The 14617-nt window shown below is 70.8% G+C and carries 12 protein-coding genes; 11 read left to right on the top strand and 1 reads right to left on the bottom strand.

Going from position 1 to position 14617, the window contains the following annotated elements; translation table 11 throughout:
* Positions 1 to 71 precede the first annotated feature (71 nt).
* Together JT1_RS09890 and JT1_RS09885 are read left to right on the top strand one after the other, a co-directional pair.
* Positions 72 to 2438: a bifunctional salicylyl-CoA 5-hydroxylase/oxidoreductase gene (locus JT1_RS09890; RefSeq protein ID WP_068325678.1), complete on the top strand. Its 2367-nt coding sequence runs from the start codon at positions 72 to 74 to the stop codon at positions 2436 to 2438.
* Between the two features lie 56 nt (positions 2439 to 2494).
* Entirely contained in the window at positions 2495 to 4132 is a 1638-nt protein-coding gene (locus tag JT1_RS09885; protein ID WP_255218302.1) for an AMP-binding protein, read from the top strand.
* A 51-nt stretch (positions 4133 to 4183) separates the two neighbouring features.
* Here the strand turns inward: JT1_RS09885 and JT1_RS09880 are convergent, their stop codons facing one another.
* Complete coding sequence (locus JT1_RS09880) at positions 4184 to 5041, bottom strand: PaaX family transcriptional regulator (RefSeq protein WP_211596776.1); 858 nt, start codon at positions 5039 to 5041, stop codon at positions 4184 to 4186.
* Between the two features lie 170 nt (positions 5042 to 5211).
* Between JT1_RS09880 and JT1_RS09875 the strand changes: the two genes are divergently transcribed.
* The 9 genes from JT1_RS09875 to fdxA all read left to right on the top strand — a co-directional run bounded on the left by JT1_RS09875 (position 5212) and on the right by fdxA (position 14610).
* Positions 5212 to 6396, top strand: a complete 1185-nt coding sequence (locus tag JT1_RS09875; protein WP_068325674.1) for an ABC transporter substrate-binding protein — start codon at positions 5212 to 5214, stop codon at positions 6394 to 6396.
* A 33-nt stretch (positions 6397 to 6429) separates the two neighbouring features.
* Positions 6430 to 7335, top strand: coding sequence for a branched-chain amino acid ABC transporter permease (locus tag JT1_RS09870; protein ID WP_068325672.1), 906 nt, complete (start codon positions 6430 to 6432; stop codon positions 7333 to 7335).
* Positions 7332 to 8294, top strand: coding sequence for a branched-chain amino acid ABC transporter permease (locus JT1_RS09865; protein ID WP_068325670.1), 963 nt, complete (start codon positions 7332 to 7334; stop codon positions 8292 to 8294). Before JT1_RS09870 ends, JT1_RS09865 begins: the two co-directional genes overlap by 4 nt.
* Positions 8291 to 9106 (top strand): ABC transporter ATP-binding protein, encoded by an 816-nt coding sequence (locus JT1_RS18695; RefSeq protein ID WP_068325668.1) that lies wholly within the window; start codon positions 8291 to 8293, stop codon positions 9104 to 9106. The genes JT1_RS09865 and JT1_RS18695 overlap by 4 nt, the downstream gene beginning before the upstream one ends.
* Positions 9103 to 9816, top strand: coding sequence for an ABC transporter ATP-binding protein (locus JT1_RS18690; RefSeq protein ID WP_068325665.1), 714 nt, complete (start codon positions 9103 to 9105; stop codon positions 9814 to 9816). Before JT1_RS18695 ends, JT1_RS18690 begins: the two co-directional genes overlap by 4 nt.
* A 114-nt stretch (positions 9817 to 9930) precedes the next feature.
* Positions 9931 to 11658, top strand: a complete 1728-nt coding sequence (boxC, locus tag JT1_RS09850) for a 2,3-epoxybenzoyl-CoA dihydrolase (protein WP_082807604.1) — start codon at positions 9931 to 9933, stop codon at positions 11656 to 11658.
* A gap of 5 nt (positions 11659 to 11663) precedes the next feature.
* Entirely contained in the window at positions 11664 to 13247 is a 1584-nt protein-coding gene (locus JT1_RS09845) for a benzoate-CoA ligase family protein (RefSeq protein WP_068325664.1), read from the top strand.
* Positions 13244 to 14257 carry an NAD(P)/FAD-dependent oxidoreductase gene (locus JT1_RS09840; protein ID WP_068325662.1) on the top strand — a complete coding sequence of 338 codons (1014 nt, stop codon included), beginning with the start codon at positions 13244 to 13246 and terminating at the stop codon, positions 14255 to 14257. Before JT1_RS09845 ends, JT1_RS09840 begins: the two co-directional genes overlap by 4 nt.
* Positions 14258 to 14280: 23 nt before the next feature.
* On the top strand, positions 14281 to 14610 hold the full coding sequence (gene fdxA, locus JT1_RS09835; protein ID WP_068325660.1) for a ferredoxin: 330 nt from the start codon (positions 14281 to 14283) through the stop codon (positions 14608 to 14610).
* Positions 14611 to 14617 lie beyond the last annotated feature (7 nt).

Below are 14617 nucleotides of genomic sequence, written 5' to 3'. Positions count from 1 at the left end.
ACGCTATAACGCATTGACAACGACCGTCAACGTTCCAATACACTGAGTCCGATCACACGAAGGGACATCGCATGCGCATCGCTGTCGTCGGTGGCGGGCCGGGTGGGCTCTACTTCGCCCTGCTGGCCAAGCAGCTGGGGCCGGACCACGAGATCACCGTCTGGGAGCGCAATGCCGCCGATGACACCTTCGGGTTCGGCGTGGTCTTCTCCGACGAGACGCTGGGTGGCATCGAGCACGCCGACCCGGCGATCCACGAGGCGATGAAGGCCGAGTTCGCGCTCTGGGACGACATCGACGTCCACTACCGCGACGAGGTCATCACCAGTGGTGGGCACGGCTTCGCGGCGCTCTCCCGCAAGCGGCTGCTGCAGATCATGCAGGCGCGCGCAGCCGCGGTCGGTGTCGCCGTCCACTTCGAGACCGCGGCCCCCGACGTCGAGGAGCTGTCGCGCACCCACGACCTCGTGGTGGCCGCCGACGGACTCAACTCGCCGATCCGGGAACGTTACTCGGACACGTTCGGCCCGTCACGGGACGTGCGGGACTGCAAGTACATGTGGTTGGCGACCGACAAGGTCTTCGACGCCTTCAAGTTCTACATCCGCCAGACACCCCACGGGGTGATGCAGATCCACGGCTACCCCTTCGACGCCACCGGCAGCACGTTCATCGTGGAGATGAACTCGCGGGTGTGGGAGCGGGCGGGGTTCAGCCACGGCGACTTCGGGCCGGGCGAGTCCGACCTGGCCTCGATCGAACGGGTGCGCGAGCTCTTCGCCGAGGAGCTCGAGGGTCATCAGGTCATGTCCAACAACTCCAAGTGGATCACCTTCACCACGATCCGCAACGAGCAGTGGCGCCATCGCAACATCGTCCTGCTCGGCGATGCCGCCCACACCGCTCACTTCTCCATCGGGTCCGGCACCAAGCTGGCGATGGAGGACGCGCTCGCCCTCGCGGCCTGCCTGCACGAGCAGACCGACCTCGACGCGGCCCTGACGGCGTACGAGGCGGAGCGCAAGCCGGTGGTGCAGTCGACCCAACGAGCAGCGCAGGCGAGCCTGGAGTGGTTCGAGAACCTCGGGCAGTACACCCACCAGGAGCCGCTGCAGTTCGCGTTCAACATCCTCACCCGCAGCCGCCGGGTCACCCACGACAACCTTCGGGTGCGTGACCCGGAGTTCGTCCAGCGGCTGGACGAGTGGTTCGCCGAGCACGAGCAGCGGCGCGGCCACGGCTGCGGGGACCACCGGCCGCCGATGTTCCAGCCCTTCGTGCTCGGCGGGCCGGGCAAGGGCGAGCTCGAGCTGCCCAACCGCGTCGTCGTCTCACCGATGGACATGTACAAGGCCGTCGACGGGATGCCGACGGACTTCCACTTCGCGCACCTCACCGGCAAGGCGCTCGGTGGTGCGGGACTGGTCATGACCGAGATGGTCTGCGTGTCCCCGGAGGGGCGGATCACCCCCGGCTGCACCGGCTTGTGGACTGACGCGCAGGCTGCCCGGTGGCGCCGGATCACCGACTTCGTCCACGCAGAGACGCCGACGAAGGTGGGCCTGCAGCTCGGGCACTCGGGGGCCAAGGGGTCGACGAAGCTGATGTGGGAAGGGATCGACGAGCCGCTGGACGTCGGCAACTGGGACGTCGTCGCGGCCTCCCCGCTCGCCTACGACCCGGACCGCAACCAGGTCCCGCGCGAGCTCGACCGAGCGGGTATGGACGAGATCCGCCAGCAGTTCGTCTCGGCGGCCCGGCGCGGGGCCGAGGCCGGCTTCGATCTGCTGGAGCTGCACTGTGCGCACGGCTACCTGCTCTCCGGTTTCCTGTCGCCGTACACCAACCGGCGCACCGACGAGTACGGCGGCGACGTCCACGGCCGGCTGCGCTTCCCCCTCGAGGTCTTCACCGCCATGCGCGAGACATGGCCCGAGGACCGGCCGATGACGGTGCGGATCTCGGCGACCGACTGGGTCGAGGGTGGGATCTCGACCGAGGACACGATCGCCGTTGCCGAGGCCTTCTCCGCCGCCGGCGCCGCAGCCATCGATGTCTCCACCGGCCAGGTCACCTCCGCTGAGAAGCCGGCCTTCGGCCGCTCGTACCAGACCCCCTACGCCGACGCGATCCGCAACCGAGTGGACATCCCCACCATCGCCGTCGGGGTGATCTCGTCGTGGGACGACGTCAACTCGCTCGTGCTGGCCGGGCGGACCGACCTGTGCGCCATCGGCCGAGCGCACCTCTACGACCCCAGCTGGACCCTGCATGCGGCCGTCGAGCAGGACTACGACGGCCCGGGGGCGAGCTGGCCGGACCCGTGGCGGGCCGGCCGCCGCAAGCCGCAGACCGGACGCTCCGACGGACCGAAGCCCCGTCTGGAGCTCGTCAGGCAGGGCGGTCCGGCGACCGCCCACCGCAGGTGGCGACCGTGACCTCCCGTCGCGCAGCCACACGCATCTCGCCACGTCCCTGCGAGTGAGGAGACCCCGTGCCCACGTCAATGACCCCGTCCCCGGAGACGCTGTCCCCGTCGGCCCACACCGACACCTTCTGCCGCGACAACCTGCCCGATCCTGCCGACTGGCCCGAGATCGTGCTCGGACCCGACACCAGCTACCCCGATCGGTTGAACTGCGCCACCGCCCTGCTGGACGACGTCATCCGAGAGCACGGTGGGGACCGTCCGTGCCTGCTCAGCCCCGATGGTGAGGAGTGGTCCTACGAGGAGCTGCGCACCACGGCCAACCGGATCGCGAACCTGCTGGTCGAGGATCTCGGTCTCGTGCCCGGCAACCGGGTGCTGCTGCGCGGCCCGAACAACCCGTGGACGGTGGCCTGCTGGTTCGGCGTCCTCAAGGCCGGCGGTGTCGTCGTCGCCACGATGCCGTTGCTGCGCGCGGGAGAGCTCGCCGCCGTGGACGAGATCGCTCGGATCGACCTGTCACTGTGCGACCACCGGTTCCTCGACGAGCTGCAGGCGGCGGGGACTTCGGCGCCCGTCGTCGCCTACGGCGGGTCGTCGGCCGACGACCTGTGCCAGAGGATCGCCGAGGCATCCACCGAGCACGACGACGTGGTCACCGCTGCCGACGACGTCGCCCTGCTGGCCTTCACCTCCGGGACAACCGGCCGGCCGAAGGCCACGATGCACTTCCACCGCGACGTGCTGGCGATCGCCGACACCTTCTCGCGCCACGTGCTGCAGCCCACCCCCGAGGACCGGTTCACCGGGACACCCCCGATCGCCTTCACCTTCGGCCTCGGTGGGGCAGTGGTCTTCCCCCTGAGAGTCGGCGCGAGCACGCTGCTGGTGGAGAAGGCGACCCCGGCGGAGCTGGCGGGCCACATCGAGACCCACGGCGTCACGATCTGCTTCACGGCACCGACGGCCTACCGGGCGATGGTCTCCGGAGGGCACACCGGTTCGCTCGGTTCGCTGCGCCGGGCCGTGTCCGCGGGCGAGCACCTGGACGAGGCGACGTGGCGGACCTTCCACGAAGGCACGGGGATCCGCATCATCGACGGCATCGGGTCCACCGAGATGCTGCACGTCTTCATCGCGGCGGCCGACGACGACATCCATCCGGGCTCGACCGGTGTCGAGGTGCCGGGGTACACCGCCAGGGTCGTCGACGAGGACGGCCGGACGGTCCCCGACGGCACCCCCGGCCGGCTCGCCGTCAAGGGCCCGACCGGGTGCCGCTACCTGGCCGATCCCCGCCAGCAGGTGTACGTGGAGAACGGCTGGAACATCACCGGCGACACCTTTGTCCGCGACGACGAGGGGTACTTCTGGTACCGGGCCCGCAACGACGACATGATCATCTCCTCCGGGTACAACATCGCCGGACCCGAGGTGGAGGAGGCGGTGCTCTCGCACCCGGACGTCTCCGACTGCGCCGTGGTCGGGCAGGCCGACCCGAGCCGGGGCCAGCTGGTCGTCGCCTACGTCGTGCTCCGGGACGGGGCGCAGGCCGGCCCGGAGCTGGCTGCCGCCATCCAGGACCACGTCAAGAGCCGAATCGCTCCCTACAAGTACCCGCGCCGGGTGGAGTTCATCGACGCGCTGCCCCGCACGGCCACCGGCAAGGTGCAGCGGTACAGGTTGCGCGACCAGACCGCATGACGTGTCGCCCTCGTCGTGGCGGGGTTCGGGACCACCTCCACCCGCGGCGGGTCAGGTGCGTTCGCCGGCCGCGGTCTCCATGCGCTCCCACTCGCGCTGGGCGAGCCGGTGCCAGCGGTCCCGACGGGTGTGGAAGAGGGTCGCGGCCTGCGGTCCGGGCCAGTCCGGCGGGAGCAGCTCGGCCGGGAGGTCCGGGTCGACGAAGGGGAAGGCGCGCCAGGCCTGGATGAGCTCCACCTGCGCGACGAAGGCCGCGTCGTCGCCGGCGACCTCCCGCTCGCCGAAGTCGTCGGCGAAGTCCCGGTAGCGGGCGCGCACCTCGTCGAGGTCCCAGGCCGCGTCGATGAGCGCGGTCGGGTCGGTGCCGGCGGCCCGGCGGCCGACCCACGCGAAGGCCCGGTCGCCGAGGTCGAGGTCGGCGAGGGTGTGCTGGACCTCGGTCTCCTTGTCGGCGTCGGGGATGATCCACAGCCCCGGGGTCGGGCAGCCCAGGCCCAGCCAGGTCATCCGGGTGCGCAACCGGTGCCGCGTGCTGCGTTGCGACTCGGGGACGGCCGCGGCGACCACGAGCCACTGGCCGTCCCAGGCGCGCGGGCGACGCAGGAAGCCGTAGATCCGGTCGGTGCCCTCGGCGAGCAGGGCGCGTCCGTGCTCGGTCAGCTGCCACCGCACCCGGCGGCCGTGCCGTTCCGACTCGATGATCCCCTGGCTCGCCGTGCGGGCGATCGTCTGCCGCGCGGACTTCTCCTCGACGCCCAGGGCGCCGAGCGCGGACACGAGCGTGCCCGTCCACGCCGCCCCGTCGCGGGGGTGGACGAACTCGCCGAGGATCGTCAGCAGGAGCGAGCGAGCGCTTGCCGGGGTCGATCGATCGCCCACCTCGGTGGGGGCCTGCAGATTGGTCGTCACTCGTCCTCCTCGGGGTGAAGCAGACCTTAACCCAATTTGCTACGAAATTGTTTCGAGGCGCCTATTGACTGTAGAACAATTCCCCACCATTCTCGGTGTCACCGACGACGGGGTCGGATCCCACCGACCCGTCGTGCCCTCAATGACGAGACCGCACCCCTGGAGTCCCGATGCGCGCCACCCGTACCCTCCCGCTGGCCCTCACCATGACCTTCGCCCTCACCGCCTGCGGTGGGTCGGCCCTCTCCGGCGGAGGGGGTGACGAAGGCGGCGACGACGACAAGGTCAAGATCGCCCTCCTCGTGCCGCAGTCCGGCGTCTACGCGCCCCTCGGCAAGGACATGGAGGCCGGCTTCCGCCTCTATCTCGACGAGAACGACAACAAGCTCGGCGGCAAGGAGGTCGAGCTGACCGTCGTCGACGAGGGGTCCGGTCCCGAGGACGGCGTCCCCGCCGGCACCAAGCTGGCCCAGGACGAGTCCGTCGACGCCGTGGTCGGCATCGTCAACTCCGCCGTGGCGCTCGGCCTGACCGACTCCTTCACCGAGGCGAAGAAGCCGCTCATCATCACCAACGCCGGCGCCAACGACATCACCGGCAAGTCCTCCTCCCCGTACGTGTGGCGGACCAGCTTCTCCAACGGTGAGGTCAGCGAGGCCATCGGTGCCCACGTCGCCAAGGAGGTCGGTGACGGCAAGGTCTACCTCGTCGGTCCCGACTACGCGGCGGGCCAGGAGTTCCTCGCCAGCTTCAAGAAGTCCTTCGAGGGCGCGGGCGGCAAGGTCGCCGGGACCCAGATGACCCCCTTCGGCAAGACGACGAACTTCCAGCCGTACCTGCAGAAGGTCCGCAACGCCAAGCCCAAGGCGGTCTTCGCGTTCTACGCCGGCGCCGAGGCGGTCACCTTCGTCAAGCAGTACGACCAGCTCGGTCTGCACAAGGACATCCCCTTCTACGCCACCGGCTTCCTCACCGAGGGCGGCGCCCTCACGGCGCAGGGCAAGTCCGCGGAGGGCATCTTCACCTCGCTGCACTACTCCTCGGAGCTGGACAACCCGAAGAACAAGACCTTCGTCAAGGCCTACACCGCCGCCAACAAGGTGCCGCCGACGGTCTACGCGATGCAGACGTACGACGCCGGCGCCGTCCTGGACAAGGCGCTCGACAAGGGCACCAGCGGCGACCAGATCGTCGAGGGCCTGAAGGCGACCGGTGAGGTCGACAGCCCCCGCGGCCCGTGGTCCTTCTCCGACACGCAGGGCCCGGACCAGACCTACTACCTGCGCAAGGTCGAGAAGAAGGGTGACGCCTGGACCAATGTCATCGAGAGCGAGCTCACCAAGCCCTCTTCCTGACCCGTCCGCCCCACCCACTGCTGGGAGATCCACGTGACCGCACTGACGGCCAACTTCATCACCGACAACGGGGTGACGATGATCGACGGGCTCGCCACCGGCGTCCTGCTCTTCGTCATCGCCCTCGGGCTCTCGCTCGTCTTCGGCGTCATGGACGTGCTCAACCTCGCCCACGGAGCGATCTACCTCGTCGGCGCCTACGTCGCCGTCGCGCTGATCGGCGGGGGATCGACCATGACGCTGGTCGCCTTCGGCGGCGCCGTGCTGCTCGCGGCACTCATCGGCGGCATCGGCGGGTGGGGGCTGTCGGCGATGGTCCGACCGGTGGCCCACCGCGGCCACCTGGACCAGGCCCTGCTCACGCTGGGCATCGCGCTCGTCGTCTCCGACCTCGTCTCGATGCGGTTCGGCAACGACGTGCGCTCCATCCCGGCGCCGCAGGGCCTGGACGGGAGCGTGACGATCTTCGGGCAGTCCTACCCGCTCTACCGGTTGGTCGTCATCGTCGTCGGCGCCCTCCTGGCAGTGGCGGCGCTCTACGTCATCGAGCGCACCCGCGTCGGCTCGCTCGTGCGGGCCTCGGTCGTCGACCCCCAGATGGTCTCCGCCCTGGGGGTCGACACCAAGCGCCTCGTGACCGGCGTCTTCGCCGTCGGTGCGGCACTGGCCGCGGCCGGCGGCGTCATCGGCGGGCCGATCCTCTCGGCCTACCCGGGCCTGGACAACCGGATCCTGCTGCTCGGTCTCGTGGTCGTCGTCATCGGTGGCCTCGGCTCCGTGAGCGGGGCCCTCGTCGGGGCCCTCGTCATCGGCCAGATCGAGACCCTCGGCGTCTCGCTCCTGCCGGACCACGCGTCCTTCCTCGTCTTCGGCGCGATGGGCCTGGTCCTGCTCCTGCGACCCCAGGGCCTGCTCGGCACCAAGGAGGCGGCGGCATGAGGGACAAGCTCCCCGCGCTCCTCGCGGTCATCGTCGTCCTGCTCCTCGCGGCCGTCCCGCTGATCTTCCCGGCCGACACGGCCAACACGCTGAGCAGGGTGCTCGCGCTGGCTCTTCTTGCCGTGAGCCTGGACCTGCTCGTCGGGGTCTCCGGCATGCCCTCGCTCGGGCACGCGGCCCCCTTCGGCGTCGGTGCCTACACGGCCGCGCTCGTGGCCCGTGACATCGATGCCTTCGCCCCCGTGGCGCTGCTCGCGGCCGTGGTGACCGGAGGCGTCTTCGCCCTCGTCACCGGGGTGCTCATGGTGCGCACCAAGGGCACCTACTTCCTCATGCTCACCCTCGCGATCGCCGAGCTCGTGCACGTCCTCGCGCAGCGCTGGAGCGGCCTGACCGGCGGGACCAACGGGCTCTACGGGATCCCGTCGATCACCCTCGCCCCCGGCGGTGAGCCGGTGACGCTCGCCGGCGTCCGGTACTGGTGGGTGCTGCTCGTCTTCCTCGTCGGCTTCGCCGTCGTCTGGTGGACGTCGCGCTCGACCCTGGGTCGCTCCCTTCGCGGCCTGCGGGACAACGAGGAGCGGATGGGCTCGCTCGGCTACTCCACCTTCCGGCTCAAGCTCGTCGTCTACGGCATCGCCGGGGCGGTCGCGGGCGCGGCCGGGTCCCTGTGGGTCGCGCAGAACCGCTTCGTCTCCCCGGAGGACCTCGCCTTCGAGGTCTCGGCCATGGCGCTGCTCGCGGTCGTCGTCGGCGGCCGCGGCCGCCTCTGGGGCGCCGTGCTCGGCGCGGCCCTGGTGACGATCGTGCGCGACGACATCGGCGCCTCCCTCGGGGGTCGCGGACCGCTGCTGCTCGGTCTCGTCTTCATCGCCGTCGTCTACCTCCTGCCGCACGGTTTCGCCGGCACCAGCTGGCGCCGGCTGCTCGTCCGACGATTCCAGGAGAAGAAGGCATGACCGTGCCGACCACCGTTGTCCCGGCCCTCTCCCTGCGCGGCGTCACGAAGAAGTACGGCGCGCTCGTCGCCGTCGACGACGTGAGCCTCGACGTGGCGAAGGGGGGACGCCACGCCCTCATCGGCCCCAACGGAGCCGGCAAGTCGACCCTCTTCAACCTCGTGGCCGGCGGGCTGCCCGTCACCTCCGGCCAGGTCCTCCTCGCCGGGGAGGACGTCACCCGCCGCTCCGCGGCCTGGCGGGCGCGCCGCGGGCTGGGCAAGACCTTCCAGCACAGCTCGCTCTTCCTGTCGATGAACCCGCTCGACAACGTCGCCCTCGCGGCCCAGCGGGTCGCCGGCAAGGGGATGTCGTGGCTGACCTCGTCCCACCGACGCAACAGCGAGATCGACGACCTCGCCGAGCAGTGCGTCGCCGACGTCGGGCTCGCCGACCGGTCGCACATCATGACCGGCAACCTCAGCCACGGCGAGCGACGCCAGCTCGAGGTCGCGGTGGCCCTGGCCACGCGGCCGCAGCTGCTCCTGCTCGACGAGCCGGCCGCCGGCATGTCGCCCGCGGAGAGCCAGCGCTTCGCCGAGCTGGTCCACTCGCTGCCCGAAGACCTGACGGTCGTCATCATCGAGCACGACCTCGAGCTCGTCTTCCGGCTCGCCGACCGGGTGAGCGTGCTGCACCTCGGCGCACTCATCGCCGACGGCCCCGCGGACGAGGTGCGCGAGGACCCCACCGTCCAGCAGGCCTACCTGGGGGAGGACTCCCTCGAGGAGCTCTTCCACGAGGCACCCACCACCGAGGAGGCGGCCCGATGAGCGGCACCGGAGCAGACCTGAGGATCGCGGGCGTCGAGTCCGGCTACGGGGGCAGCACCGTCCTCACCGGGGTCGACCTGCACGTGGCGGCCGGCGAGACCGTGGCGCTGCTCGGGCGCAACGGCGTGGGCAAGACGACCCTCATGTCGACGATCATGGGGTTCGTCCCGACCCTCGCCGGCAGCATCCACGTCGGCGACGAGGACATCACCCGGATGCCGACGCACCGCAGGGCGGGTGTCGGGCTGGCGATCGTGCCCCAGGGGCGGCGGGTCTTCGCGCCGCTCACGGTGCACAACAACCTGCGCATCGCCGAGGGCAAGCACTCGGGGGAGTGGACGCTCGAGCGCGTCTACGAGCTCATGCCGCGGCTGCGCGAGCGACGCGGCAACCGGGGCGACCAGCTCTCCGGCGGCGAGCAGCAGATGCTCGCGATCGGGCGGGCGCTGCTGCTCGGCCCACGCGTGCTCCTGCTCGACGAGCCCTCCGACGGGCTCGCGCCGGCCATCGTGCAGCAGGTCATGGGCATCGTCTCCGAGCTCGCCCAGGAGGGCATCACGGTCCTCGTCGTCGAGCAGGACCTGCGTGCGGCCTTCTCCGTCGCCGACCGCGTCGTCGTCATGGAGAAGGGCCGCATCGTCCACGACAGCACCACCCACGAGTTCCGCGGGGACGCGGCGCGGGCGCGGCGGCTGCTCGGCGTCGGGTGAAAAAAGTGCTACACGCTCTTGACGTAGCGTGGGTGCGATGTAGAAGATAGGGACGTACCCCGACGTCGTGGTTCCTTCCGCGACGTCCGATCGGCACCGACGGAAGGTTTGACCGTGAGCGAGACCACCATCGACCAGGCCGCGGCCCCCGGGACGAGCGCGGAGCCCGCGTCCGCCCCGCCGGTCGTCGAGTTCCGCACCTCCCCGGAGCGCTACCGCCACTTCACCGTGGAGTACGACGGCGACGTCGCCACGGTGAAGCTGGCCGTCGACGAGCAGGGCGGCCTCGTCCCCGGCTACGAGCTGAAGATGAACAGCTACGACCTGGGCGTCGACATCGAGCTCTACGACGTCGTCCAGCGGATGCGCTTCGAGCACCCGGAGGTCAAGGCGGTCGTCATGACCGGTGGCCTGGAGCGGATGTTCTGCGCCGGCGCCAACATCCGGATGCTCGCGGCCTCGCCGCACAGCTGGAAGGTGAACTTCTGCAAGTTCACCAACGAGACCCGCAACGGCATCGAGGACGCGACCGCCAGCTCCGGCCAGAAGTGGATCGCGGCCCTCAACGGCACCGCGGCCGGTGGCGGCTACGAGCTCGCCCTGGCCTGCGACGACATCGTCCTCGTCGACGACAACAGCTCGACGGTCTCCCTGCCCGAGGTCCCGCTCCTGGGTGTCCTCCCCGGCACCGGCGGCCTGACCCGGGTCGTGGACAAGCGGCACGTGCGCAAGGACCGCGCCGACCTCTTCGCGACGAAGTCCGAGGGCTACCGCGGCAGCACCGCCGTCGAGTGGGGCCTCATCGACGCGACGATCCCGCGCGGTGCCTGGGACGAGGAGATCAGCAAGCGGGCCCACGCCGCGGCCGCCGAGTCCACCCGTGGTGGGCAGGCGGGCGAGGGTGTCGAGCTCCCCGAGCTGGAGCGCACGATCGACGGCGACGTCATCTCCTACAGCCACGTCGCCGCGACCCTGGACCGCGCCGGCCGACGGGTCGACATCACCGTCTCCGCACCGACCGAGGCGCCGCCGGCGGACGCCGAGGCCGCCCGGGCGCAGGGGGTCGACTACTACCCGCTCGCCCTGGCCCGCGAGCTCGACGACCTCATCCTGCACCTGCGCACCAACGAGCTGCAGCTGGGCACCTGGGTCCTGCGCACGAGCGGTGACCAGGAGCTCGTCCTCGCCCACGACGCCAAGCTCGAGGAGTGGTCCGAGCACTGGTTCGTCAACGAGGTGGTGCACTACCTCAAGCGCACGCTGAAGCGTCTCGACGTCACCTCGCGCAGCCTCATCGCGGTCATCGAGCCCGGCTCGGCCTTCGTCGGCACGCTCCTGGAGCTCGCGCTCGCCGCGGACCGCCAGTACATGCTCGAGGGTGTCTACGAGGACGTCGACCCCGACGCGACCCCGGCGACCATCCGCCTGACCGACGTCAACGACGGCCGCTACCCGATGGGCAACGGGCTCACCCGCCTCGAGTCGCGCTTCTTCGGTCGCGAGCAGGACCTCGAGACCGCGCGCGCCGCCAAGGGCACCGACCTCGACGCCGCCGCCGCCGACGCCGCCGGGCTCGTCACCACCGCCCTCGACGACATCGACTTCGAGGACGAGCTGCGCATCGTCCTCGAGGAGCGGGCCGCCCTCAGCCCCGACGCCCTGACCGGCATGGAGGCCAACCACCGCTTCGTCGGCCCCGAGACGATGGAGACCAAGATCTTCGGTCGGCTCACCGCCTGGCAGAACTGGATCTTCATCCGCCCCAACGCCTCCGGCCCGGAAGGCGCCCTGCGGCGCTACGGGTCCGGCCAAAAGGGCGAGTACAACCTGGAGAGGGTCTGAGGCGCATGTCGGACGCCGGCTTCAACGCTGCAGCCTGGCTCGTCGACCGGGTCGCCGTGGAACGCGGTGACCACCCGGCCGTCGAGACGCCCTCGCAGACGGTGACGTACACCGAGCTCGTCGAGCTCACCGGCCGCGTGGCCGCGGGACTGCGGTCCCTCGGCCTGCGCCGGGACGACCGGGTCGTCTTCGTCGCCAACGACGACATCGCCCTCTTCACGGGCATCCTCGGGGCCATCCGCGGCGGATTCGTCGCGGTCCCGGTCTCGACGATGTACGGCCCCGCCGAGCTGGCCGAGATCATCGGCGACTCGGGCGCCGTCGCCCTCGTCGCGAGCGACACCTTCGCCGAGCCGGCGGCCCGGGCCGCGGCCGCGTGCCCGGAGCTGCGCCAGGTCATCTGGGACGGCGACCCCGGCGAGGCCGCCGCTGCGGCCCAGGGCGTCGAGCAGCTCTCGTTCGATCAGCTGCTCGAGCGCGGGGCGGCCGCCGACGCGGCCGGGCGCGAGCCCGTGCCCGCCGGACCGGACGCCTGGGCCCTGTGGCTCTACACGTCCGGCACGACGGGCAAGCCCAAGGGCGCGATGCACCGGCACGACAACATCCGCATCGTCACGCAGACCTACGGGACCCAGGTCCTGGGCATCACCGAGGACGACCGCTGCCTGTCCGTGGCCAAGCTGTTCTTCGCCTACGGCATCGGCAACTCGATGTTCTTCCCGCTCTCGGTGGGGGCGACCGCCGTCCTCAACCCCGAGCGCCCCACCCCGACCGGCATGGCCGAGCGGGTCGTGCAGGGCCGGGCGACGCTCTTCTTCGGGGTGCCGACCTTCTACGCCGGGCTGCTGGTCAGCGACATCCCCGACGACACCTTCGCCGGTGTCCGCCTCGGGGCCTCGGCGGGCGAGCCGCTGCCGCCCGGGGTTCAGGAGCGGATGCTCGCGCGCTTCGGTCTCGAGATCCTCGACGGGATCGGCTCGACCGAGTGCCTGCACATCTTCCTGTCCAACCGCCCGGGAGAGATCCGCATGGGCACGACCGGCCGGGCCGTGCCGGGCTACGACCTCGAGATCCGTGACCTCGACGGCACGCTCGTCGAGGACGGCGAGCCGGGCACGCTCTTCGTGCGCGGCGCCTCCTCGGCGCTGGGGTACTGGCGCCGGGCGGAGGCCACGCGCACCGTCTTCCAGGGCGAGTGGGTCAACACGGGTGACACCTACGTGCGCGACGCCGACGGCTACTACACGTGCATGGGCCGGGCCACCGACCTGCTCAAGGCCGGTGGCATCTGGGTCAGCCCGACCGAGGTCGAGGACCGACTGCTCGCCCACGACGCCGTGCTCGAGTGCGCCGTCGTCGGCCAGGAGGACGCCGACGGTCTCGTCAAGCCGGTCGCCGCGGTCGTCACGCGCTCCGCGGTGAGCGCGGAGGACCTCGACGCCTGGTGCCGCGAGGGGCTGGCGCCCTTCAAGCGGCCCCGTCACGTCTACTTCGTCGACGAGCTGCCCAAGACCGCGACCGGCAAGATGCAGCGGTTCAAGGTGCGTGCCCTCGTCAAGGAGCTGCAGGCCAAGGAGGCCGTCTCATGACCACCACGACCGTCGACCTGCTCATCGTGGGCGCGGGACCCGTCGGGCTCTTCGGGGCCTACTACGCGGGCGTCCGCGGCCTGAGCACCGCCGTCATCGACAGCCTGAGCCAGGTCGGTGGGCAGGTGAGCGCGATGTACCCGGAGAAGCAGATCTTCGACATCGCCGGCTTCCCGGCCGTGTCCGGACGCCAGCTCATCACCAACCTCGTCGAGCAGGCCGCGCCGTACGCCCCGACGTACCTGCTGGGGCAGGAGGCCCAGCAGCTCGAGCACGTGCCGGGCGAGGACGGCCGCGAGCGTCTCGTCGTCACGACGAGCACCGGGGACCGCATCGACGCGGGTGCGGTCGTCGTCACCGGCGGCATCGGCACCTTCACGCCGCGCACGCTGCCCGCGGGCGAGGACTTCCTCGGCCGTGGCCTCGAGTACTTCGTGCCGAGCTCGGCGGAGTACGCCGGCCAGGACGTCGTCATCGTCGGCGGCGGCGACTCCGCGGTCGACTGGGCCAACATGCTGCACCCGATCGCGCGTAGCGTGACCCTCGTGCACCGCCGGGACCAGTTCCGTGCCCACCACGCGTCGGTCGAGCAGATGCAGGCCGCGCCGGTCGAGGTCGTGCTCAACGCCCAGGTCACCGAGACCGTCGGCGACGGGACGCTCCAGTCGGTGACGATCACGCCGAAGGGGGAGGAGCCCCGGTCCCTCCCGTGCACCCGCCTCGTCGCGGCCCTCGGGTTCACCGCGAACCTCGGCCCGCTGCGCGAGTGGGGAGTCGAGCTGCACGACAACCGGCACCTCGTCGTCGACCCGGCCATGCGCACCAACGTCGCGGGCGTCTTCGCCGCCGGTGACATCACCGACTACGACGGCAAGGTGCGGCTCATCGCCGTCGGCTTCGGCGAGGTGGCCACGGCGGTCAACAACGCGGCCGTGCACATCGACCCCGACGCGCAGCTCTTCCCCGGTCACTCGACCGACAACCAGCCCGCGGTCCCGCAGCCCGCCTGACACACCGCAGAGAGGACATCGACATGCCGTACGTCATCGCCGGCCACTGCCTCGACGTCATGGACACCTCGTGCACCGAGGAGTGCCCCGTCGACTGCATCTACGAAGGGGAGCGCAAGCTCTACATCAACCCCAAGGAGTGCATCGACTGCGGCGCCTGCGAGCCCGTGTGCCCGGTCGAGGCGATCAGCCAGGACCGTCGGGTGCCCGAGGACATGGCCGAGCACATCGAGGACAACCGACGCTTCTTCACCGAGGTCCTGCCGGGCCGTGACGAGCCGCTCGGCGCCCCCGGTGGCTCGCACAAGACCGGTGCCATCGGGGTCGACACCCCGATGGTCGCCGACCTGTAGAGCGCGC

The sequence above is a fragment of the Janibacter terrae NBRC 107853 genome (assembly GCF_001591405.1).
GTDB lineage: Bacteria > Actinomycetota > Actinomycetes > Actinomycetales > Dermatophilaceae > Janibacter > Janibacter terrae.
This window is presented reverse-complemented; position numbering and strand designations above follow the sequence as displayed.

What these genes read in the sequence shown, in the direction of transcription:
- JT1_RS09890 (WP_068325678.1), top strand. Translation starts at nt 72, where the DNA reads ATGCGCATCGCTGTCGTCGGTGGCGGGCCGGGTGGGCTCTACTTCGCC.
- JT1_RS09875 (WP_068325674.1), top strand. Translation starts at nt 5,212, where the DNA reads ATGCGCGCCACCCGTACCCTCCCGCTGGCCCTCACCATGACCTTCGCC.
- JT1_RS09865 (WP_068325670.1), top strand. Translation starts at nt 7,332, where the DNA reads ATGAGGGACAAGCTCCCCGCGCTCCTCGCGGTCATCGTCGTCCTGCTC.
- JT1_RS18695 (WP_068325668.1), top strand. Translation starts at nt 8,291, where the DNA reads ATGACCGTGCCGACCACCGTTGTCCCGGCCCTCTCCCTGCGCGGCGTC.
- JT1_RS18690 (WP_068325665.1), top strand. Translation starts at nt 9,103, where the DNA reads ATGAGCGGCACCGGAGCAGACCTGAGGATCGCGGGCGTCGAGTCCGGC.
- JT1_RS09845 (WP_068325664.1), top strand. Translation starts at nt 11,664, where the DNA reads ATGTCGGACGCCGGCTTCAACGCTGCAGCCTGGCTCGTCGACCGGGTC.
- JT1_RS09840 (WP_068325662.1), top strand. Translation starts at nt 13,244, where the DNA reads ATGACCACCACGACCGTCGACCTGCTCATCGTGGGCGCGGGACCCGTC.
- fdxA (WP_068325660.1), top strand. Translation starts at nt 14,281, where the DNA reads ATGCCGTACGTCATCGCCGGCCACTGCCTCGACGTCATGGACACCTCG.